This is a genomic window from Egibacteraceae bacterium (assembly GCA_040905805.1).
Lineage (GTDB): Bacteria > Actinomycetota > Nitriliruptoria > Euzebyales > Egibacteraceae > DATLGH01.
In genome coordinates this window covers 10,398-30,901 of sequence record JBBDQS010000081.1, presented here as the reverse complement: position 1 = coordinate 30,901, position 20,504 = coordinate 10,398, and the positions used below count along the sequence as shown (strand labels likewise).

Annotated in this window: 22 protein-coding genes and 1 pseudogene; 9 read left to right on the top strand and 14 right to left on the bottom strand. The window is 72.4% G+C overall.

Going from position 1 to position 20,504, the window contains the following annotated elements; translation table 11 throughout:
- The first annotated feature begins 811 nt into the window (after window positions 1–811).
- The 3 genes from WD250_08950 (at window position 812) to WD250_08940 (ending at window position 2,318) form a co-directional block, all read left to right on the top strand.
- Window positions 812–1,015, top strand: coding sequence for a helix-turn-helix domain-containing protein (locus WD250_08950; protein MEX2620335.1), 204 nt, complete (start codon window positions 812–814; stop codon window positions 1,013–1,015).
- Between the two features lie 147 nt (window positions 1,016–1,162).
- Window positions 1,163–1,708: a hypothetical protein gene (locus tag WD250_08945; GenBank protein MEX2620334.1), complete on the top strand. Its 546-nt coding sequence runs from the start codon at window positions 1,163–1,165 to the stop codon at window positions 1,706–1,708.
- Window positions 1,626–2,318: a site-specific integrase gene (locus WD250_08940; GenBank protein MEX2620333.1), complete on the top strand. Its 693-nt coding sequence runs from the start codon at window positions 1,626–1,628 to the stop codon at window positions 2,316–2,318. Before WD250_08945 ends, WD250_08940 begins: the two co-directional genes overlap by 83 nt.
- Window positions 2,319–2,350: 32 nt before the next feature.
- On the opposite strand, the gene glnA is transcribed toward WD250_08940, so the two are convergent.
- From glnA to lpdA, 9 genes and pseudogenes are all read right to left on the bottom strand, one after another.
- Entirely contained in the window at window positions 2,351–3,772 is a 1,422-nt protein-coding gene (glnA, locus tag WD250_08935) for a type I glutamate--ammonia ligase (protein ID MEX2620332.1), read from the bottom strand.
- A 98-nt stretch (window positions 3,773–3,870) separates the two neighbouring features.
- Window positions 3,871–5,004: a mechanosensitive ion channel family protein gene (locus WD250_08930; GenBank protein ID MEX2620331.1), complete on the bottom strand. Its 1,134-nt coding sequence runs from the start codon at window positions 5,002–5,004 to the stop codon at window positions 3,871–3,873.
- 81 nt (window positions 5,005–5,085) lie between these two features.
- Complete coding sequence (gene lipA, locus WD250_08925) at window positions 5,086–6,030, bottom strand: lipoyl synthase (protein ID MEX2620330.1); 945 nt, start codon at window positions 6,028–6,030, stop codon at window positions 5,086–5,088.
- An 83-nt stretch (window positions 6,031–6,113) separates the two neighbouring features.
- Window positions 6,114–6,248: pseudogene (locus tag WD250_08920) on the bottom strand (hypothetical protein).
- Window positions 6,249–6,323: 75 nt separating this feature from the next.
- Window positions 6,324–6,758, bottom strand: a complete 435-nt coding sequence (locus tag WD250_08915; GenBank protein ID MEX2620329.1) for a DUF2752 domain-containing protein — start codon at window positions 6,756–6,758, stop codon at window positions 6,324–6,326.
- The gene (locus WD250_08910; GenBank protein ID MEX2620328.1) at window positions 6,758–7,000 is read right to left on the bottom strand and encodes a CD225/dispanin family protein; all 243 of its coding nucleotides are present in this window, start codon (window positions 6,998–7,000) and stop codon (window positions 6,758–6,760) included. Before WD250_08910 ends, WD250_08915 begins: the two co-directional genes overlap by 1 nt.
- 241 nt (window positions 7,001–7,241) lie before the next feature.
- Window positions 7,242–7,940 (bottom strand): lipoyl(octanoyl) transferase LipB, encoded by a 699-nt coding sequence (gene lipB, locus WD250_08905; GenBank protein MEX2620327.1) that lies wholly within the window; start codon window positions 7,938–7,940, stop codon window positions 7,242–7,244.
- Entirely contained in the window at window positions 7,940–9,430 is a 1,491-nt protein-coding gene (sucB, locus tag WD250_08900; protein MEX2620326.1) for a 2-oxoglutarate dehydrogenase, E2 component, dihydrolipoamide succinyltransferase, read from the bottom strand. Before sucB ends, lipB begins: the two co-directional genes overlap by 1 nt.
- The gene (gene lpdA / locus WD250_08895) at window positions 9,427–10,830 is read right to left on the bottom strand and encodes a dihydrolipoyl dehydrogenase (protein MEX2620325.1); all 1,404 of its coding nucleotides are present in this window, start codon (window positions 10,828–10,830) and stop codon (window positions 9,427–9,429) included. The genes sucB and lpdA overlap by 4 nt, the downstream gene beginning before the upstream one ends.
- 89 nt (window positions 10,831–10,919) lie before the next feature.
- Here lpdA and gcvT point away from each other — a divergent pair, with 89 nt between their 5' ends.
- Window positions 10,920–12,008 carry a glycine cleavage system aminomethyltransferase GcvT gene (gcvT, locus tag WD250_08890; protein ID MEX2620324.1) on the top strand — a complete coding sequence of 363 codons (1,089 nt, stop codon included), beginning with the start codon at window positions 10,920–10,922 and terminating at the stop codon, window positions 12,006–12,008.
- A gap of 91 nt (window positions 12,009–12,099) precedes the next feature.
- Here gcvT and nadA read toward each other — a convergent pair whose 3' ends face one another.
- The gene (gene nadA / locus WD250_08885) at window positions 12,100–13,272 is read right to left on the bottom strand and encodes a quinolinate synthase NadA (GenBank protein MEX2620323.1); all 1,173 of its coding nucleotides are present in this window, start codon (window positions 13,270–13,272) and stop codon (window positions 12,100–12,102) included.
- A 164-nt stretch (window positions 13,273–13,436) separates the two neighbouring features.
- Here nadA and WD250_08880 point away from each other — a divergent pair, with 164 nt between their 5' ends.
- Window positions 13,437–14,519 carry a glycerate kinase gene (locus WD250_08880; protein MEX2620322.1) on the top strand — a complete coding sequence of 361 codons (1,083 nt, stop codon included), beginning with the start codon at window positions 13,437–13,439 and terminating at the stop codon, window positions 14,517–14,519.
- Window positions 14,520–14,596: 77 nt separating this feature from the next.
- Window positions 14,597–14,971, top strand: a complete 375-nt coding sequence (locus tag WD250_08875; GenBank protein MEX2620321.1) for an iron-sulfur cluster assembly accessory protein — start codon at window positions 14,597–14,599, stop codon at window positions 14,969–14,971.
- A 63-nt stretch (window positions 14,972–15,034) separates the two neighbouring features.
- On the opposite strand, the gene WD250_08870 is transcribed toward WD250_08875, so the two are convergent.
- From WD250_08870 to WD250_08860, 3 genes are read right to left on the bottom strand one after another with little or no spacing between them, the layout of a single operon-like run.
- Window positions 15,035–15,265 carry a sulfurtransferase TusA family protein gene (locus WD250_08870; GenBank protein MEX2620320.1) on the bottom strand — a complete coding sequence of 77 codons (231 nt, stop codon included), beginning with the start codon at window positions 15,263–15,265 and terminating at the stop codon, window positions 15,035–15,037.
- 13 nt (window positions 15,266–15,278) lie between these two features.
- The gene (locus tag WD250_08865) at window positions 15,279–16,433 is read right to left on the bottom strand and encodes an aminotransferase class V-fold PLP-dependent enzyme (GenBank protein MEX2620319.1); all 1,155 of its coding nucleotides are present in this window, start codon (window positions 16,431–16,433) and stop codon (window positions 15,279–15,281) included.
- A gap of 46 nt (window positions 16,434–16,479) precedes the next feature.
- Window positions 16,480–17,151 carry a PhzF family phenazine biosynthesis protein gene (locus WD250_08860; GenBank protein ID MEX2620318.1) on the bottom strand — a complete coding sequence of 224 codons (672 nt, stop codon included), beginning with the start codon at window positions 17,149–17,151 and terminating at the stop codon, window positions 16,480–16,482.
- Window positions 17,152–17,271: 120 nt separating this feature from the next.
- Between WD250_08860 and WD250_08855 the strand changes: the two genes are divergently transcribed.
- The 3 genes from WD250_08855 (at window position 17,272) to WD250_08845 (ending at window position 19,956) form a co-directional block, all read left to right on the top strand.
- Window positions 17,272–17,955 carry a copper resistance CopC family protein gene (locus WD250_08855; protein MEX2620317.1) on the top strand — a complete coding sequence of 228 codons (684 nt, stop codon included), beginning with the start codon at window positions 17,272–17,274 and terminating at the stop codon, window positions 17,953–17,955.
- A gap of 4 nt (window positions 17,956–17,959) precedes the next feature.
- Window positions 17,960–19,033 carry a hypothetical protein gene (locus WD250_08850; protein MEX2620316.1) on the top strand — a complete coding sequence of 358 codons (1,074 nt, stop codon included), beginning with the start codon at window positions 17,960–17,962 and terminating at the stop codon, window positions 19,031–19,033.
- Between the two features lie 125 nt (window positions 19,034–19,158).
- On the top strand, window positions 19,159–19,956 hold the full coding sequence (locus WD250_08845; protein ID MEX2620315.1) for a BTAD domain-containing putative transcriptional regulator: 798 nt from the start codon (window positions 19,159–19,161) through the stop codon (window positions 19,954–19,956).
- Between the two features lie 14 nt (window positions 19,957–19,970).
- Here the strand turns inward: WD250_08845 and WD250_08840 are convergent.
- The coding region (locus WD250_08840; protein ID MEX2620314.1) for a hypothetical protein at window positions 19,971–20,504 on the bottom strand (534 nt) is incomplete at its 5' end.

Here is a 20,504-nt window from a genome sequence, read left to right as displayed (position 1 = left end):
ACGTCACGAAAAACGGGCCGCGACACGCCCCAAACCGCATTTTGCGACAGCCTGTCTTTTCTCCATTATCAGTGTTTCAGGGATTCGACCGCCTCGATCACCGCGCGCACCCTGCTGTTCAGCACATGCTGATGGTTGTCATCTGTCTCGTCGCCTGGACGAAGGCATCTATCACTCGAGGGTGAAAACCAATAACCAAGCGGAGTCGACCCTCGATAAGGGCCGTGGGATCATCCCCGGCTTCGCCCCGGTTCGGCAACGTTCCGGGATCCGCGGGCACCGGAACGCGGTCCATGGCCCGGCGCCCGAGGGCAGGAGGTATGACGCCGCATGGGTCGACTGATCAGTGCGGTGCAACCGCCAGTAGGACCGCATCGATCCAACCGCCGTAGGGTTGCACTGCGTCGGACCGCTTCCACTACGCTCCGTGACCGAGTGTCGCGCGTGGTTCATGTCCCGAGGGACCCGCTGAGCCGTGACCGACAGGCGCCCGGCCATTCGTCCTCTGGGGGTCACCCGGGGCCGTCATGCTGCGCCCGACACTAGTCGCGGGGTGAGTCATCGACAGGCCTCTTCGCGTGAGCGTTATGACGCTGACCGGCCAGACGTGAGGATCGAGGGACAGGCGGGGTGTCACATCTACACGACCACGTGGGCAATTCCCTTCGGCGATGACATCCCGATGTCGCGCGCGTGGGAGCTGAGAAGAAGGAGGAACCATGACGGCACACGTCGTCCGTCCCGCGGAACCCTTCGCGCCACACCCCGGTCATTGCCGCCCGCAGTGCCGTCCCCACCCTCGGAGGGCCCAATGGACACTCACCGCACCTCAACCCCTGAGCAGCTTTGGAGCGCCGCACAGCTCGCGGAGTACCTCGGGGTCCCGGTCAAGACGATCCACCAGTGGCGCTATCTGCGGAAGGGCCCCCGCGGCTTCCGCGTTGGTCGCCATCTGCGGTTTCGCCCCGCCGATGTCCGCGCCTGGGAGGACGAGCAGCTCGAGGCCTCCGCGTAGGGATCGGCGCCGCTGCGCCAAGCCGCCAACATGTCGCCTCGGCCCACACGGGCGAACCCCAGCGCTGTGGACCGGCTGCGCGCGTGAAGGACCCCCGGCGTACCGTTGCGTCACCCGACGGTCGACGAGTGACGAGAAGCGGGTCCAATGGCATCTATCCGCAAGCGCCCCGACCGACCCAGCCCATGGGAAGCGGTCTACCGCGACCCCTCAGGCCGCCAGCGCACCCGCAGCTTTGCCCGCAAGGTCGACGCGCAGCGGTTCCTGACCACCGTCGAGGCCGACAAGCTCCGGGGCACCTATGTCGACCCGGAAGCCGGAAGGGCCACCTTCGGCGCGTTCGCCGAGGCATGGCTAGCCGCGCAGACATCCGATGCCTCGACGCGAGAGGCGGTGGCGTCCCGGCTCAAGGTGCACCTGTTGCCGACCTTCGGGGACCTGGAGCTGCGGGCCATCCGCCCGAGCGCCGTGCAGGCCTGGCTTCGCGGCCGCCAACAGCGGCTCGCGCCCTCCTTCGTGCGGGTGCTGCTGGCGAACCTGTCGTCGATTCTCGGTGCCGCGGTCGAGGACGGATTGATACCAAGCAGCCCGTGTCAGCCAGGCGCGGTCGGTGAAAGCACCGCCGGTCGAGCGCAAGCGCGTGGTGCCGTGGCCGGGGGACCGGGTGGAGGCGGTCGTCGCCGAACATCCTGAGCGGTTCCGGGCCATGCCGATGGTCGCGGCCGGCGTCGGGCTGCGCCAGGGCGAGGTGTTCGGCCTGGCGGTCGACGACGTGGACTTCCTCGGCCGCCAGGTCCTCGTGCGTCACCAGGTCAAGCTCGTCGGCAACCAGGTCGTGTTCGCACCGCCCAAGGGCGGCGGTACCCGGGAGGTCCCGCTCGCCGACGTGGTGGCCGTGGCGGTCGCCGAGCGGCTACGCGGATGGCCGGCGCACGAGGTCGCACTGCCGTGGCGGGAGCCGGGCGGCGAGCCGACCACGCTGCGGCTGGTCTTCACCACGCGCGAGCGCGGCCCGCTGACACGTCGGCACTACAACGTGAACGTGTGGAAGCCGGCGCTGGTGGCGGCCGGGGTGGAGCCGACGCGAGCGAACGGGATGCACGCGCTGCGGCACCACTACGCCAGCGTCCTGCTCGAGGAGGGCGTGAACATCCGGGCTCTCGCCGACTATCTCGGCCACGCCGACCCGGGATTCACGCTGCGGACGTACACGCACCTGATGCCGGCGTCCGCGGATCGGGCTCGCCAGGCGATCGACGCGGCGTTCTCCCGTGAGCCAGGTGTGAGCCAAGACGCCCGCTGAACCGCGTTTCCGCAGGTCAGCGGGCTACGGCCTCAGATGTCGTAGTACAGATGGAACTCGTAGGGGTGCGGGCGTAGACGGACCTGGGAGACCTCGGCGTCCATCTTGTACTCGATCCAGGTCTCGATGAGGTCCTCGGTGAACACCCCGCCCTCGAGCAGGAACTCGTGGTCGGTCTCCAGGGCCGCCAGGGCCTCCTCGAGGCTGGCCGGCACGCTCGGCAGGTCGAGCAGGGCCTCGCGGGGCAGCTCGTAGATGTCCTTGTCGACGGGGTCGGGCGGCTCGATCTTGTTGCGGACCCCGTCGAGGCCGGCCATCAGCATGGCGCTGAAGGCCAGGTAGGGGTTGCAGGAGGGGTCGGGCACCCGGAACTCGACGCGCTTGGACTTCGGTGACTGGCTGATCAGCGGGATGCGGCACGCGGCCGACCGGTTGCGCTGGCTGTAGACGAGGTTGACCGGGGCCTCGTAGCCGGGCACGAGCCGGCGGTAGCTGTTCACCGTGGGGTTGGAGAACGCCAGCACGGCCGGGGCGTGGTGGAGCAGACCGCCGATGTAGTGGCGGGCGGTGTCGGACAGCTGGGCGTAGCCCTGCTCGTCGAAGAACAGCGGCTCGCCGCCGTTCCACAGCGACATGTGGGTGTGCATGCCCGACCCGTTGTCCTCGAAGATGGGCTTGGGCATGAACGTGACGGTCTTCAGGTGGCGGTGCGCCACGTTCTTCACGATGTACTTGAACATCATGACCTTGTCGGCCATGCGCAGCAGGCTGTCGAACTTGATGTCGATCTCGGCCTGGCCGGCGCTGCCGACCTCGTGGTGCTGCAGCTCCACCTCGATGCCGGCGTTCTCGAGCTCGACGGTCATCTCGCTGCGCAGGTCGGTGTGGTGGTCCATCGGGGGCACGGGGAAGTAGCCCTGCTTGTGGCGGACCTTGTAGCCCAGGTTCGGGCCCTCGTCCTTGCCGGTGTTCCAGGCGCCCTCGACCGCGTCGATGTGGTAGTAGGACTCGTGGGGACGGGTGTCGAAGCGGATGTCGTCGAAGATGAAGAACTCGGCCTCGGGCCCGAAGTAGGCGGTGTCGGCAATGCCCGTGCCCGCCAGGTACTGCTCGGCCTTGCGGGCGACGTGGCGGGGGTCACGGCTGTAGGACTCGCCCGTCACCGGGTCCTTGACGTAGCAGTTGACCACCATGGTCTTGTGCTGGCGGAACGGGTCGAGCACGGCGGTGTCCGGGTCGGGCAGGAGGACCATGTCCGATTCCTGGATCTCCTGGAACCCCCGGACCGACGACCCATCGAACCCGAGGCCGTCGGTGAAGACCTCCGCCTCCATCACGTGGGCCGGGACGGTGAAGTGCTGCATCAGCCCAGGCAGGTCACAGAACCGGAAGTCGACGAACTCCACCCCCTCGTCAGTGATGCGGGAGAGCACGTCCTCTGCTGAGCTGGCCAACTTCGACTCCTTCGATGGTCACGGTGGGTGTCGCGCAGTCCGGTGCACAATCTAGGCGCTGGGGGTCACACACCGATTACCCCACTGTTTCCGGACGGTTACCGCAGGGGTGGTTGGGGTGCCGGCGCCGGCTCGCTCGGCTCGTCGGTGTCGTTGCCCGAGTAGTCCCCCTCGTGGCGCATCCAGATGGTGCGCTGGGGGAACGGGATCTCGATGCCTTCTTCATCGAACGCGGTCTTCAGCCGGGCACGATACTCCCGGCTGACCGCCCACTGCTTGCCCGGCACCGCCTTCATGACGATGCGGATGGTCAGCTGGTCGGCGGCGAAGTCCTGCAGGCCCCAGACGTCGGGCTCGTCGAGGATCAGGTCGCCCCAGTCCTCGTCCTGCCACATCTCGTCGGCCACGCGCTTCATCACCTGTTTGGCCTGCGCCACGTCGGTGTCGTAGGCCACCCCCACGTCGAGCAGCGCGCGCGCCCATTGCTGGCTCATGTTGCCGACCCGGTTGATCTGGCCGTTGGGCATGTGCCAGACGGTGCCCTCGACATCGCGCAGGCGTGTGGTGCGCAGGGTGATGGCCTCGATGGTGCCCTGCGCTTCCCCGACGTCGACGATGTCGCCGATGCCGTACTGGTCCTCCAGCAGCATGAAGATGCCCGACAGGAAGTCCTTGACCAGGCTCTGCGCGCCGAACCCGAGGGCGACACCGACGATGCCCGCACCGGCGATCAGCGGGCCGAGGTTGATGCCGATCTCGCCGAGCACCATCACGATCGCGATCGCCCAGATCGTGAAGGTGGCCAGGCTGCGCAGCACCCCGCCGATGGTCTCGGTGCGCATGTTGGCGCGGGCGAGGTCGAGCGGGCCGGTGGCACCCAGCGGACCCTTGCCGCGCACGGCCTCCAGCCGGGTGAGCCCCTCCTCCTTGATTCGGCGCATGAAGCCCTTGATGGCCCGGCGCAGCAGCCGGCTGGCGGCGAAGGCGACGAGGAGGATGACCACCATCCGCAGCGCGGTGGGCAGGAGCTGGCCGCCGAACTCGGCCAGGCCGCAGTGGTTGGTGAGGTCGTAGACGGCGTTGCGGATCGGATAGGACTGCGTCACCGCGGTGGCCTGCTCGGCCTCGTCCGCCAGGGGTCTGGCGATGATGCAGTTGTTCACGTACGGGGTGGGGCCATTGTCGGCAGCCTGGGCGAGCAGGGCCGGGATGCGCAACAACAGGTGACTCATGGGATCACGACTTCTCGGGTTGAGGGGCGCCCTGCAGCCTACCGAGTGGCGGGCCGCGCGACGCCCGGCGTGCCTGTGCGATCAGGCAATGGCGGGACGCTGCCACACGCCCGCGTCGGCGGCCTGGCGGCCGGCCCGGTAGGACGAGCGCACGAGCGGGCCCGAGGCGACGTGGCGGAAGCCCAGCTCGCGCCCGACCGTCGTGTAGCGCTCGAACTCGGCGGGATCGACGTAGCGCTGCAGGGCGATGTGGTGGTGGTTGGGCTGCAGGTACTGGCCGATGGTGAGGATGTCCACCCCCACGCCGCGCAGGTCGCGCATCGCCTCCACGACCTCGTCCTCGGTCTCGCCGAAGCCGAGGATGAGGTTGGACTTGGTGGCGCAGTCCGACGGCAACCAGTCGCGGGCACGCTCCAGGACCGCCAGGCTGCGGTCGTAGCGAAAGGCCGGGCGCACGTGGCGGATCAGGCGGCGCACCGTCTCGAGGTTGTGGGCGAACACGTCGGGCGCCGCGTCGGTCACGGTGCGTAGGTGCTCGCCGCGGCCGTGGAAGTCGTCGGTCAGCAGCTCGACGCCGCAGCCCGGTACCTGGGCGCGTATCTGGCGGCACGTCTCGGCGTACAGCCAGGCGCCCCGGTCGGGCAGGTCGTCGCGGGACACCCCCGTGACGACCGCGAAGTGCAGCCCCATGGCGGCGACCGTCCCGCCGAGGCGCCGGGGCTCGTCGGTGTCGTAGCCGGCGGGCCTGCCGGTGGCGATGTCGCAGAAGCCGCACCGGCGCGTGCAGGTGTCCCCGCCGATCAGGAACGTCGCCTCCCGGTCCTCCCAGCACTGGTGGATGTTGGGGCACGAGGCCTCCTCGCATACGGTGTGCAGGCCCTGCCCGCGCATGCGGGACTTGATGTCGCGGTAGTTCGGTCCGGCCAGCGGCACCTGCTGCTTCAGCCAGCGTGGCTTGCGTTCGGCGATCTGGGGGGCGCCGACGACCGTGAGACGGGTCGCGTCCGGCGGGATGATGGTGGTCACGCCAAGGCCTTCGGGTCGGTGGCGTGCTGATTCTAGTCGCCACCGAGGGCCACAAACAGCGGGGGCCCGAGGTTGCCCGGGACTCACCCACCAGCCATGACCCCGATGAACCCGATGACCATGGCGAGCAGCAGGAATCCCACGCCGACCCACCCGAGCACGATCCCGGCAGTGGCCATGCCGCGCCCGCCTTGCCACCCTTGCGACGTGACGATCTGCTTCCGGGCGAGGCCAGTGGGGTCAGTCTCACACGGTCGGTCCCGGGGGAGAGCTCGTTGTTGCCGGGCAGGGACTCAGCCGGGTGCCGGGCCGGCTGGGGAGGCGGGTGCCAGTGCGGTGAACCACGGCAGGTTGCGGGCGAGCCAGAACGTCAGGACCACCACCAGCATCGGCAGGGCGAGCGGGAAGGAGGCCGGGCCACGCAGTCGGGGCACGACCCAGGCGAACCATCCCCAGGTCACCAGCGGGATCGCGGCGACCAGCAACGCGTTGAAGGTCAACGCGGCAACGACGTCACCGCGCAGCAGGTGGTGCATGCCGCGGAGGGACCCGCATCCGGGGCACCACCGTCCGGTCAGCGCCAGGAATGGACACGTGGGATACCGGCCAGGCTCCGAGGGATCGACCAAGGCGACGGTCAGGCATGCCGCCCCCGCAGCAGCGGCCACAGCGGTCGGCGGCAACCAGCGGGCAAGCCGCGTGGACGGCGAGACCCGCACCAGGCTCATCAGAACTGCTGGAACTCAGTGAAGACCGAGGCACCGATGACCAGGAAGAAGACGAGGTAGAGCACGACGACGACGAGGCCGGCCGACGCGGCCACGATCGCCCAGGTCTTGGCCTTGCGCGAGGCCTCCATCGCTCCCTGGATGTCGCCGGCTGCCCGCAAGCCGTCGACCTTCGCGGCAAACACGATCGAGACGATCCCGAACGGCAGGCAACAGAAGATGGTGGTCAGGATCGACCACACCAGGTAGTTCGGGATCTCGGCACCGCCCTGCCCTGCGCCTCCGTACCCGGGGGCACCCGGCGGGGGCGGTTGGGGTGGCTGCGACGCCGACGGTTGTGACCCCCAGCCCGGGTCTCCGGGAGGTGGTGGCGGCTGACCGGGAGGTATCGACATCTGCTGTCCTTTCGGTCGTCTGTCCCGCGAACCGCCCCGCGAACCGCGAACCCGCGGGCCCATCTTACGGCCGTCGGCACCCTGCCCGCTAGGGCCAGGGAACCGGAGGTGCCGCGGTGCCCGCCTCCCGGGTGCGCCGCCGTGCGGTGACGAGGCCGAGCTCGTCGCACCGGCCTGGGCGCAGCGGCCGGTCCAGGGTGCGTGCCAGATGGCCGAGCAGCTGGCGGCGGACGGCGGCCATGGAGGTGTCGACGCCCAGGGAGGCGAGGGAGCACACGCCCGCGTCGGGGATGCCACACGGCACGATGCCGGCGAAGTCGTCCAGGCGCGGGTGGACGTTGAAGGCGAGGCCGTGGCTGGTGACCCCGCGGTCCACGCGGACACCGATGGCCGCGAGCTTGTCCTCGCCGACCCACACGCCGACGCGCCTGCCCGGCTGGGCGTGCACCCCGAAGTCGGCCGCAGTGCGCACGCACGTGTGCGCCAGCGCCGCGACGTAGGCCCGCACCGCCCGTGGCTGGCGCAGGCGCACGATGGGGTACACCACGAGCTGGCCGGGGCCGTGGTAGGTGACGTCCCCGCCCCGGTCCACCCGCACCACGGGGATGTCACGCGTGCCGAGCACGTGCCCGGCGACGTCGGCGTGGCGCCCTGCGGTGTACACGGGCTCGTGCTCGCAGGTCAGGACGACGTCGTCGATCGCGTCGGCCTGGCGCTCGCGGACGAGCTGGTGCTGCCAGCCCAGCGCCGTGGTGTAGTCGATGGCTCCGCAGTCCACCGCGAGCATCAGTAGCCGATCTCGCCTTCCCAGTCGTGGGTCTCGACGATCTCCGCCACCTCGGAGACGAACCGGGCCGCGTCGGCACCGTCGATCAGGCGATGGTCGTAGGTCAGGCACAGATACACCATGTCGCGGATCGCGATGCCCGGACCGGCGTCGCCGGGCACCACGACCGGTCGCTGCTTGATCGCGCCGGTGGCGAGGATCGCCACCTCCGGGTAGTTGAGGATCGGGGTGTCGAGCAGCACGCCCCGACTGCCCGTGTTCGTCACAGTGAACGTGCCACCCTCGATGTCCTGCATCTCCAGCTTCTTCTCGCCGCGAGCCTTGTCGGCGGCCTCCTTGATGCCCCGGGCCAGTGCGGGCAGCGTGAGGTCGTCGGCGCCCTTGACGTTTGGCACCAGCAGGCCCTTCGGCGTGTCCACCGCGATGCCCAGGTTCACGTACTGGTGGTACTTGACCTTGCCGGCGTCCCAGTCCGCCTGCGCGTTGACGACCTCGTGGCGGCGGATCGCCAGCACCGCGGCACGCGCGAGGAACACGAACGGTGACAGCGACACGCCCTCGCGCTCCGCGAACCGGCTCTTCACGCGGGCCCGCGCCTGCATCACCCGGGTGACGTCGGCCTCCTGGACCGTGGTCAGCTGGGCCGTGGACTGCATCGACTCCATCATCTTGGCGGCGATGCGCTGGCGGATGCGCGACAGGTCCTCGACGCGCTCGCGCTCGCCGTCGCCCGCGGGGGTGCGCCGCACCGGCTGCGGGGTCGGTCGCGGCTCGGCGCTCCGCTCCGGCTCGCCGCCGGTGGCGGCCTGCGGCTCGCGGTCGGTCGGGGTCTGCGCCCGGTCGCCGAGGGCCGCCTCGACGTCCTCGCGGGTGATGCGGCCGCCCTGCCCGGACCCGCGCAGGCGTGAGACGTCGAGGTCGTGCTCGGCCACCATCCGCCGCACGATCGGGGACATCAGCGGAGCGTCGCCGTTGCCGGCCGTTGCGGTCGAGCCGGCTGGCTCGGCCTCTCCGAAATGCCCGCCTGTGTCGCGCTGGGATTCGTCGGCTTGCTCACGTGGCGGCGCCGAGGCGGTTGCCGCCTCGTCGGTCCCGGTGCTGCGCTGGGCGTCGCCCCCCGCGCCGCCCCCCCCCCCCCCGCCGCCGGCGGCGCCGGTGGCGGGTGCAGCGCCGGTGGGCTGAGCGGGGGTCGGCGCGTCGGCGCGGTCGCCGATGATCGCCACGACCGTGCCCACATCGACGGTCTCGTCGACCTCGACCTTGATCTCGGTCAGGACGCCGGACGCCGGCGCCGGGACCTCGGTGTCGATCTTGTCCGAGCTGAGCTCGAACAGCGGCTGGTCGGCCTGCACCTCGTCGCCGACCCCGACGAGCCAGGCGGTGATGGTGCCCTCGGTGACGCTCTCACCGAGTTGGGGAAGGGTCACTTCGGTTGCCACGGGCGTTGCTCCTCTCGGGACCGGGGGCGGTGCGGGCCTCGTGCACCTCAGCCGTGCAGGGGGTTGCCCGCGAGTTTCATGTGCGCTTCGCCGAGCGCCTCGGACAAGGTGGGGTGGGGGTGGATGAAGTGGGCGACCTCTGTCGGCAGGGCCTCCCAGTTGTAGATCAGCTGACCTTCCGCGATCAGGTCGGTGGCCTTCGGGCCGACGATGTGGATGCCGAGCACCTTGCCGCCGTCCTTGGCCGCGAGCACCTTCACGTGCCCGGTGGCCTTCATCATCATCGCCCGGCCGTTGTGGGAGAACGGGAACGAGGCCGTGTCGTAGTCGACGCCGGACTCCTTGAGCTGCTGCTCGGTGAGCCCGACGCTGCCGACCTCGGGGTGGGAGTAGGTGACGCGGGGCACGCCGGCGTAGTCGATCGGGCGCACGGGTCGCTCCGCGACGTGCTCGGCGACCAGGAACCCCTCCTGGAAGGAGGCGTGGGCCAAGCCGAGGGCGGGCGGCGGGAGGATGTCACCGATCGCGTACACGCCGTCGGCACTGGTCCGGCAGTAGCCGTCGACGGGCACGTAGCCCCGGTCGAGGGTCACCCCGGCGTCCTCGTAGCCCATGTCCTCGGTCACCGGGCGCCGGCCGATCGCCACCATCAGGACATCACCTTCCATTTGCTGGGTCCCGCCGGCGTTCTCCACGGTCACACGCACCCCGCCGTTGCCCTTCTCGACCCGTGTGACCTTGGTGGACGTGAGGACGGCGATCCCGCGCTTCTTGAAGTCGCGGGCCAGCGCCTTCTGCGTGTCGACGTCCTCGTTGGGGACGAGACCGTCGAGCATCTCCACGATGGTGACCTCCGCGCCGAAGGCGTTCCACACGGTCGCGAACTCGACCCCGACGGCCCCGGCGCCAAGCACGATCGGGCGCTGCGGCATCGTCTCCAGGTGCAACGCGTGGTCGCTGGTGATGATCGTCTGGCCGTCGATGGTTGCGCCCTCGACCGGCATCTCCCGGGGCACCGATCCGCTCGCCAGCACCACGCCCCGGGTGGCGGTGAGCGTCCGGTCGCCCTCGGGCGTGCTCACCGCGACCGTGTGCGGGTCCTCCAGTGTGCCCGTGCCCGCGAACGTGTCCACGCCCCGTGCCTTGAGGGTGGCCTGCAGTCCCTTCCAGTTGGCGTCGACGACCGACTGCTTGTACTCCAGCAGCGCGGCCACCTCGATGCCGTCGTAGGAGGCCACGACCCCGTACTCGAGCGCGTGCTGGGCATGCTCGGCCACCTCCGCGGCCTGCAGGAACGCCTTGGTGGGGATGCAGCCCCAGTGCAGGCAGGTGCCCCCCACCTTGTCCCGCTCCACCAGCGCGACGTCGAGGCCGAGGTCGGCGGCGCGCAATGCGCACGAATAGCCGCCGGTGCCCCCACCGAGGACAATGAGCTCGTAGCTGTCGGCCATGCTCCCACTCCTCTTTCGCGGATCAGCGCATCCTAGACGCGCCCGGGCGCCCGTAGGCTGCGTCCCTACCATTGCGAAGAGGAGTTCACGTGCCTGCACTGCGCCACTCGCCCCTGGATGACCGCCACCGCGCCCTGGGCGCGACGATGACCGGCTTCGGCGGGTGGGACATGCCACTGGACTACGGCAGCGTCGTGGCGGAGCACCGAGCCGTGCGCGAGGGGTGCGGCGTCTTCGACCTCTCCCACCTCGGCACGCTGCGCGTGACCGGCCCGGGCGCGCAGGCGTGCCTGCGGCGGGCGCTGAGCAACGACGTGACGGCCCTGCCGGTCGGTCGTGCGCACTACACCCTGTGCCTGGACGACGACGGTGGCATCACCGACGACCTGCTGGTGTACCGGCTGGACTGGGGGTACTTCGCCGTGCCCAACGCCGCCAACGCCGCCGCGGTGCAGGCGGCGCTCGCGGCCGCCGCGGGTGACGGTGACTGCGAGGTCGCGGACGTGAAGGACGGGCTGGCGTGCGTGGCGGTCCAGGGTCCGCAGTCCGCGGCGGTGCTCGCCCGAGCGGGCATCGCCGTCGACGGTCTGGACTACCTGGACTGCCGCCCCCAGCCGAGCGGAGCCCCGCCGCCCCCGGCGGGGGGGCTGCTCGCCCGCTCGGGCTACACCGGCGAGCGGGGCTACGAGCTGTTCCTGCCGGCCGCCGACACGGGCGCGCTGTGGGACCGCGTGATCGAGTCCGGGGCGACCCCCGCGGGGCTCGGCTGCCGTGACACGCTGCGCCTGGATATGGGCTATCCGTTGCATGGCCAGGACATCTCGCCGGCGACCTCCCCGGTCGAGGCCCGCCTGGGCTGGGCGGTCAAGGGCACCGGCTTCGTCGGGCAGGAGGCCGTCGCGCTGGCCAAGGAGGCGGGCCCCGCCCGCCGGCTGTGGGGGCTGCGGACCACCGGCCGGGGCATCCCGCGGGCCGGCTGCGCGGTGGGACGCGACGGGGAGTCGGTCGGCGAGGTCACCAGCGGGACGTTCTCGCCGACGCTGCGCATCGGCGTGGCGATGGGCTACCTGTCCGCATCGGTGGCGGCCGGCGACGCGGTCGAGATCGACGTGCGCGGAAAGCGCGTGCCGGCCGAGGTCGTGCGCCCCCCGTTCGTCGACGCCTCGCCGAAGGATTGAGCGCGGTCAGCATCTCATGGCGGTCGCGGCGCGACCGCCACACCCGGCACAGTGGTGAATCGCCTCCGCTGGCGCTCCGGCGATTCACGTGTCAGGAGGCGGGCAGGGCCAGCATCCGGTCGAGGGCGGCCCGGGCCCAGTGCGCGGTGTCGTCGTCAACGCGGATGGGGTTCACGACCGTGCCGTCGACCAGCGACTCCAGCGCCCAGACCAGGTGCGGCAGGTCGATGCGGTTCATCGTGGCGCAGAAGCACACCTTCTCGTTCAGGAAGGTGATGGTCTGCTCGGGGTGCTCCTGCGCGAGACGGCCGACGAGGTTGAGCTCGGTGCCGATGGCCCAGGCGGTGCCCGGGGGCGCCGCACGCACCGCCCGGATGATGAACTCTGTGGACCCGACGAGGTCGGCCTGTTCGGCGACCTCGTAGCGCACCTCGGGGTGGACGAGCACCTGCACGCCGGGCAGCTTCGCCCGGACGAGCGCGACGTGGTGGGGCAGGAACGTGCCGTGGACACTGCAGTGGCCCTTCCAGAGGATCATGCGGGCCGCCCGCAGCTCGGCGGGGTCCAGACCGCCGCCGGGCTGGTGGGGGTCGTAGACCACGCAGTCGGCGAGGTCGAGCCCCAGGTCGCGGACCGCGGTGTTGCGCCCCAGGTGCTGGTCGGGCGTGAACAGGACCTGCTCGCCCTGTGCGAAGGCCCACCGCAGGGCGCGCTCGGCGTTCGAGGAGGTGCACACCGCCCCCCCGTGACGGCCGGTGAACGCCTTGATCGCCGCCGAGGAGTTCATGTAGGTCAGGGGGACCACCGCGTCGCAGCCGGCCTCGGCCAGGTCGGCCCAGGCGGCCTCGACCTGGCTGATCTCGGCCATGTCCGCCATCGAGCACCCCGCCGCCATGTCCGGCAGGATCACCGTGGTGTCGGGCGGGGTCAGCAGGTCAGCCGTCTCGGCCATGAAGTGCACGCCGCAGAACACGATGTGCGGGGCCCCGTTGGCCGCGGCGTCGCAGGCGAGCTTGTAGCTGTCACCCCGCAGATCGGCGAAGGCGATGACCTCGTCACGCTGGTAGTGGTGGCCGAGGACGACGACGCGCTCGCCGAGCGCCGCACGTGCGGCGCGGGCGCGGTCGACCAGGGCGGGGTCGCTCGCGTCGGGCACGACGCCGGGGCAGATCGTCCCGCGCTCGCTCGCGGGGTCGGCCTGCGAGCCCAGCAGCAGCAGGGGCGTGGACTCCGTCGCCTCACGAAGGGTGCTTGCCTCGCTCATCGCGTCCCTCGAGTGGCGGCCAACGAGCGGGGCCGCCGCGGTGTCGCCGCAACAGGTTAGTGTCAAATGCACACTTACTCGTGGGAGAAGGATACCGCGGCGGTCGTCGCCGGGCCACGTGGTCTGCGTGGCGCACCGCGACGGGCCCCTAGACTCCTCTACCCATGCGGGTCGCCATCGCTCCCGACAAGTTCGCGGGCACGCTCACCGCCGCCGAGGCCGCCCAGGCCATGGCGCGCGGATGGTCGCGCGTGCGGCCGGGCGACGAGGTCGTCGCATGCCCGATGGCCGACGGGGGGGAGGGCACCATCGAGGTGGTCGGCGCCGCCGTCCCGGACGCGCGGCGGGTGGTGATCGACGTGGCCGACGCCCGCGGCACCGCGACCTCGGCGGCGTGGCTGCGGCTGCCCGACGGGCGGGCCCTGGTGGAGTCGGCGCAGGCCTGCGGCCTGTCCACCCTGCCCGCCACCAAGCGCAACCCGCGCTGGACCACCTCCTACGGTGTGGGCCAGCTCCTGGCCGCCGCGGTCGCCGGCGGGGCCAGCGCCGTCGTGGTGGGACTGGGGGGGAGCGCCACCGTGGACGGGGGGGCGGGCATGGCCACAGCCCTCGGGCACCGGCTGCTGCGGGGGGACGGCAACGGCGTCAAGGTCGGGGGCGAGTACCTGCGTCGCCTGCACCACGTGGAGCCCGCCGACCCGCTGGGGGTCCCCGTCCTGGTCGCGGCGGACGTCACGAACCCGCTGCTTGGCCCCGAGGGCGCCGCCGCGGTGTTCGCGCCGCAGAAGGGCGCCGTCCCTGAGGACGTGCCGGTGCTCGAGCAGGCGCTCGCGCGCCTGGCCGACATCGTGGAACGCGACCTCGACGGTGGCCCGTGGCGTGACCTGCCCGGCGCCGGGGCCGCGGGCGGGCTCGGGTTCGGCCTCGCCGCCTTCTGCGGCGGGCGGCTGACCGGGGGGGCCGCGGCGGTCGCCGAGCTGATCGGGCTGGAGGACGCGCTGCAGAGCGCGGACGTGGTCGTCACCGGCGAGGGCTCCCTGGACGCGCAGAGCACCCGGGGCAAGGTCCCGGCCTACGTCGCGGAGCGTGCCGGGGCGCACGGCGCGCGCACCCTGGCCATCGCGGGGCGGCTGCAACCGGATGCGGCGGCTGCCTACGACCAGGCGGTCGACCTCGGGCCCGACGGCATGGCGCGGGCCGCCGAGCTGGTCGAGCAGCGGGCGGGGGAGCTGGCTGCGGCGGTCTGACCGCACGGGGGCCCACCGTGGAGCCGGGCGCGATCGCGGGCTACACTGGGCCCAGACGCCCACCAGCGAGGTTCCCCATGAGCGAAGCGCCCGTCATTTCCATCCCGCTCGCACAGAAGCCGGTCGAGCCGATCATCCTGACCGAGTCTGCTGCGGTCAAGGTGAAGGAGCTCATGACCCGCGAGGACAAGCCGGACGAGATCGCCCTGCGCGTGGCGGTCCAGCCCGGTGGTTGCTCCGGCATGCGGTACGCGTTGTTCTTCGATGACCGCCAGCTCGACGGCGACGTGGTCCTCGACATCAAGGGCGTGCCGGTGCGGCTCGACAAGCAGAGCGCCCCCCACCTGCAGGGCACCCAGATCGACTGGGTCGACAGCCTCCAGGGTGCCGGGTTCGCCATCAACAACCCGCAGGCCAAGAGCACCTGCGCCTGCGGCGACAGCTTCTCCTAGCCGCACCGCACGGCCGTGACCGGGGAGCCCGTCGGGCTCCCCGTTCCCTGTCCGGGGTCAGGGTCAGGCGGAGCGGCGCACCCGGAAGGACCAGCCGACCTCGGCATCAGCGAGGCCCAGGTACGTGTGCCCCTTCATCCGGCACCACACGGGGATGTCGACCTTGGCGCCGGCGTCGTCGGAGAGCACGACCACCTCGTCGCCGACCGACGCCTGCTCGACGGCCTTCGCGAGCTCGATGACCGGCAGCGGGCAGGGCTTGCCCAGCGCGTCGACGAGGGTGGGGGGGTCCATGCCGCCAGGGTAGCTAGCGCCCGACCCGTGCCCGCAGCCCGGTGACCGCACGCCCCAGGGCGACCGCGAAGGCGTCGGCCGCGTCGCTGTCCACCTGCGGACCCAACGAGGCGCGGACATGGCCGTGGGTGAGGGCGCCCATCGCGACCAGGACGTGGCTCGGCTGGCCGGACGTGGAGGCGCACGACGAGCCGGAGTGCACGGCGAACCCGGCGCGGTCGAGCTCGCCGACCAGGGCCTGGCCGTCCACGTAGAGCGCCGAGATCGCGACGATGTGGGGCAGGGACCCGTCGTCGGGGCCGTGGACCTCGACGTCGTCGAGGGCGCGCAGCTGCTCGCGCAGCCGTCGGCGCAGCCGGTCGCACCGGGCGGCTTCGGCCGCGGCCGGACCGGCGGGGTCGTCGGGGCGCAGGTGCAGGAGGGTCTCGGCCATCGCCGCGAGGCCGGGCAGGTGCCCCAGGCCGGGGCGGCGACGGCCTTCGCGCTCGTCGCCGGTCAGCTGGGCGCGGAAGCGTGCGCGCGCTGACCAGCCGAGCGCGCCGACGCCGCGGCCGCCGCCGAACTTCGCGGCGGACAGCGACAGGAAGTCGGCACCCAGCGCCTCGGCGTCGACGGGCAGCCGTCCCACGGTCTGACAGGCGTCCACGTGCAGCAGGGCGTCCGCCTCCCGGCACAGCGCCGCGGCCGCCGCCAGCGGCTGGAGCGTCCCGGTCTCGTGGTTGGCGTGCTGCAGGCTGACCAGCGCGGCGCCGGGGCGCAGCGCCTCGGCGAGGGCGTCCAGATCGAGGCGTCCCAGGGCGTCAACCCCGACGCGGACGTGCTCGTGGTCGGTGGCGTCGGCGGCGGCCAGGACCGCCGAGTGCTCGACGGCCGAGGACACGATCCGGCTGGGCCGGGTGCGGTTGGCTGCAGCCGCACCGCGCACCGCCAGGTGCACGGACTCGGTGCCCCCGGCGGTGAACAGGAGACGCTCGGCGGCGACGCCCACGGTGCGGCCCACCGCCGCGCGCGCGGACTCCAGGACGTCGCGGGCGGCGTGGCCCTCGGCGTGCTGTCGGGCCGGGTCACCGGGGAAGGCACGAGCGACGTGGTCGGCGGCCGCGAGGGCGGCCGGGTGGGCGGGCATCGCCGAGGCGTGGTCGAGGTAGACCCGGGGGGGCACGGACATGCCCCGCAGTATGCGCGCCGGGGCGCCGCTGCGGGACGGCAGCGTGCTAGGAGTACTGGCGGGTCTCGACCGTCTCGACGCGCCCGCCGACCTCCACGGTCGCGTTGGGCCCGGGCCGGGTGCGCAGCTCCGAGCCCACCCCTTGGCGGATGATGAGGGGGCGGCCGAGGGCCGCGGTCAGCACCACGGCCGCCGCGCCCGTGGCCTCGTCCTCGTCGATGCCGAGCTCCGGGGCGAACACCCGTGCCCGGATGTGCCCCGCGTCCGCGTCCTCCCATGCCCAGGCGTCGAGCAACCCCACCCCGGCGGGGGGGCCGGTCAGCGCGTCGACGTCCTCGGGGGAGTCGTGCTGGCGCAAGGCCAGCGTCGGGGCCCACTCGGCGCGTCCCCGGATCCACTGCCGCTCGTCGTCCTCCCAGGTGGCCACCCGGCCCGCGGGGGGGCGCAGGGAGTCGACCCAGGAGCCGGTCTGGGCCAGCAGCCAGCCCGCCCCGACCAGGGGATGGCCCGCGAACCCGAGCTCCGCGGCCGGTGTGAAGATGCGGACCCGCCCGGTCGCGGTGTCGTCGACGAAGACCGTCTCGCTGAAGCCGAGGTCCTTGGCGACACTCTGGCGGCGCTCCTCGGGGATCTGGGCGCCATCGAGGAAGACCCCGAGCGGGTTGCCGCCCGTGCCGCCGGGCCCGACGAAGACACGCAGGACGTGAAGGGTGGTCATCCCGGCACCCTACTGGACCGCCGCCTTTGTAGGGTGGGCCAGGTCGAGCGGGCAGTCCACGGATGTGCCCGGTCCGAACACTGCCCGCCACATCTTCCGTGCGACACGAGGGGACCCGCGATGCCAGCCACGACCGCCAGCCGCCGAGCACTGTTGGCGACCGTGGTGCTGGTGGCGGCCGTCCTGGCCGGCACCGTGCGCGGGGCGACGCCGGCCGCAGCGCACGCCGTGCTGACCGCTACCCAGCCCGAGCGGGGCGCCACCGTGACCGAGCCGCCCGACGCGGTCGTGCTGGAGTTCAGCGAGGACGTGGTCTTCCCGCAGGTGCAGGTCAGCGCACCGGATGGCGAGCGCGTCGAGGAGGGCCTGCCGGTCGAGGCCGGGCAGTCCGTCGAGCAGTCGCTGCTCGCCCTGCCCGATGACGGCACCTACACCGTGGTGTTCCGCGTGACCTCCGACGACGGCCACCCCGTCGAGGGTGAGTTCGAGTTCGTGTACGAGGGCCCGGCCGGCGGCGGGGACGAGGACGATTCAGAGGAGGACCCCCCACCAGGGGACGCCGACCCACCCGAGCAGGGCGGCCAACCCGAGCCGGACGACCCACCCGAGCAGGACGACCCACCCGAGCAGGACGAGCCGGAGGAGCAAGACGGCGTCAGCCTCGGCGGGCTGGCGCTGGGCGTGGCGGCCCTGGTCCTGCTCGGCTTCGCCGGCGCGGCGGTGCTCGCCGCCCGCGGGCGCCGGCCCCGGAACGGCGACGGCGACGGCGACGGCGGCACGGACCCCGCCGATCCGGCGGCCTGATCCCATGCGCCCCGCTGCCCGGATCCTGCTGGTCGCAACCCTGGCCCTCACCGTGCTGGTGTCGGCCGCGTTGCCTGCCCTGGCCCACGGGCGTGGCAGCGACGCCACCAACTACGACAGCCACGTCACCGAGGTGCCGGACATCGAGGATGTGCAATGGCGGGTGTATGGGGGCGACGAGGTGCTGTGGGTGGACAACCGCAGCGGCGAGGAGATCGTCGTGGAGGGCTATGCCGACGAGCCGTACCTGCGCATCGGCCCCGACGGGGTGTGGGAGAACGGCAACTCCCCGGCGACCTACGTCAACCGTGAGCGGTTCGGCCAGGTCCCGGTGCCCGAGTCGGCGGACCCCGACGCCTCGCCCGACTGGGTGCAGGTGTCCGACCAGCCGCGGTTCGCCTGGCACGACCACCGCATCCACTTCATGGGCACGGGGTTGCATCCGCGCGTCACCGACGTGGGCGCGCGCACCCAGCTTCAGGAGTGGGCGGTGCCGGTCAGCGTGGACGGCCGGGACCTGGAGGTCCTCGGCGAGCTCGTGTGGGTGCCGGGGCCCCCGTGGTGGCCCTGGCTCCTGGTCGGACTCGCGCTGGCGCTGCCCGCCCTGATCGGTCTGCGCACGCAGCCCGCGGAGGGACGGTGGCCCGGATTGGCCAAGCCGGCCGCTGCGGTCTTGTGGGTGGTGGTCGCCGCCAACGCCGTCTTCCTCGTCGATGCCCTCTTCGCCGTGCCGTTGCCGCTGCTCAGCCAGCTGTTCGCTGCGCTCCAGACCGCGCTGTTCATCGGCTTGGGCGTCTTCGGGGCGTGGCGGGGCTGGCAGGCCCGGGAGGGCGCCTTCACGGCGCTCGGGGTCGGCTCCGGCGCACTGTTCGTGGGTCAGGGCCTGCTGCTGTGGTCGGTGCTCGGCGCCTCGCAGCTGTCCACCGTCTTCCCCGACGTCGTGCCCCGGCTCGTGACCGGCTTGAACATCGCGCAGGTCGCACCGCTGGGCGTCGTGGCGTTCCTCGGCACCCAGCGCCTGCTGCCGGACCTGGACGAGGCCGACGAAGGGCAGGAGCCCGTCGACGCCACGAGCTGACCAGACCCGCCAGCCCCGGCCTGGGTGGGGTACGGTGACCGGCGACAGGTGTCGCGGAGTCGGCCAGCGTCCACGGTCAGCGCCGTCGGGCGGCGGGTCGCCGAGGAGACGGGTCCGGCTGATCCATGAGCCCCCAGCCGCCCCCCATCGACGGGCTGGCGTTGCGCGTCCTGGGCCCGGTCACGCTGCGGCGGGGCGGGCATGCCTGCGACCTGGGTCCGCGCCCGCAGCGTTGCCTGCTGGCTCGGCTCCTGCTGGACGCCAACCGCCCCGTCGGCGCGCAACGGCTGGTCACCGACCTGTGGCCCGGCGTCCCCGCCGACCGTGCGGCCACCGTGCTGCGGGAGACCGCCGACGGGCTGTCCGTCCTCCTGGACCGCCACCGCCCGTTGCGCTCGCCCCCTGCGGTGCTGGTCACCGAGCAGTCGGGCTACGCCCTGCAGGTCCCGCCCGAGTCCGTCGACGTCGTGCGTTTCCGGGCCCTGGCCGCCGACGTCGCGGAGCTGTTGGCCGCGGGCGAGGTCAGCCGGGCACACCGGGCGGGCGATGCCGCGCTCTGGCTGTGGGAGGGGCCGGCGCTGGTCGACGTGCGCGACCGGCCGTTCGCCGTCGCTGCGGCCGCGGACCTGGAGGAGCAGCGCCTGGCGGTGCAGGAGCGGGGCGTCGCGGCGGCCATCGCGCTCGGCCTGACCGGGCAGGCCGCCGCCGAGCTGGAGCAGCTGGCCGCGCACGGGCCGCTGCGCGAGGGGTTCTGGGAGGCGCTGGTGACCGCCCTGGCCGCGTGCGGGCGACCAGCCGTCGAGGCGGCCGCGCGTTTCCAGGATGTCCGCTGCCTGCTCGATGCCGACCTGCAGCTCGGGTCGGGACCAGGGCGAGCAGCACTCGAACGGCGGGTCGCGGGCCGGTGCGCCCGCGAACGTTGACGGGGCCCGGGGCGCTAGAGCAGCGCGCGCACCGCCTGCACGTCCACCTTGCCGGTGGCGGTGCGGGGCAGCGCGCGCACGCGGGCGATGCGCCGGGGGGTGGCGTGGCGGCCGACCTGCTCGGTCACGAGGCGACGCAGGTCGCCGATGCTGACGCGGGCACCGTCACCGACGGCCACCGCGGCGCCGACGGCCTCCTCGCCGAGTCCGTCGGTGACGGCGACCACCGCGGCCTCGGTGACCCCTGCCGCGCTGCAGAGCACCCGCTCCACCTCGCGGCTGGAGATGTTGACCCCCCCGCGCACGATCACGGCCTTCTTGCGGTCGACCAGCCGCACGGTCCCGTCCACGGCGACGGCGCCCAGATCCCCCGTCGGCAGCCATCCCCCGGGTGGGACGGCGTCGGGGTCGTCGAGCGTCCCGGCGTGCACGGTCGGACCGGAGACCCAGAGCTCACCGACCACCTCGGGGGGTAGCGGCCCGGCCGGACCGCCCGCACGCACCGTCAGGCCCGCGAGCGGGCGGCCCCCCCGCCCCGCCCGCGGGGG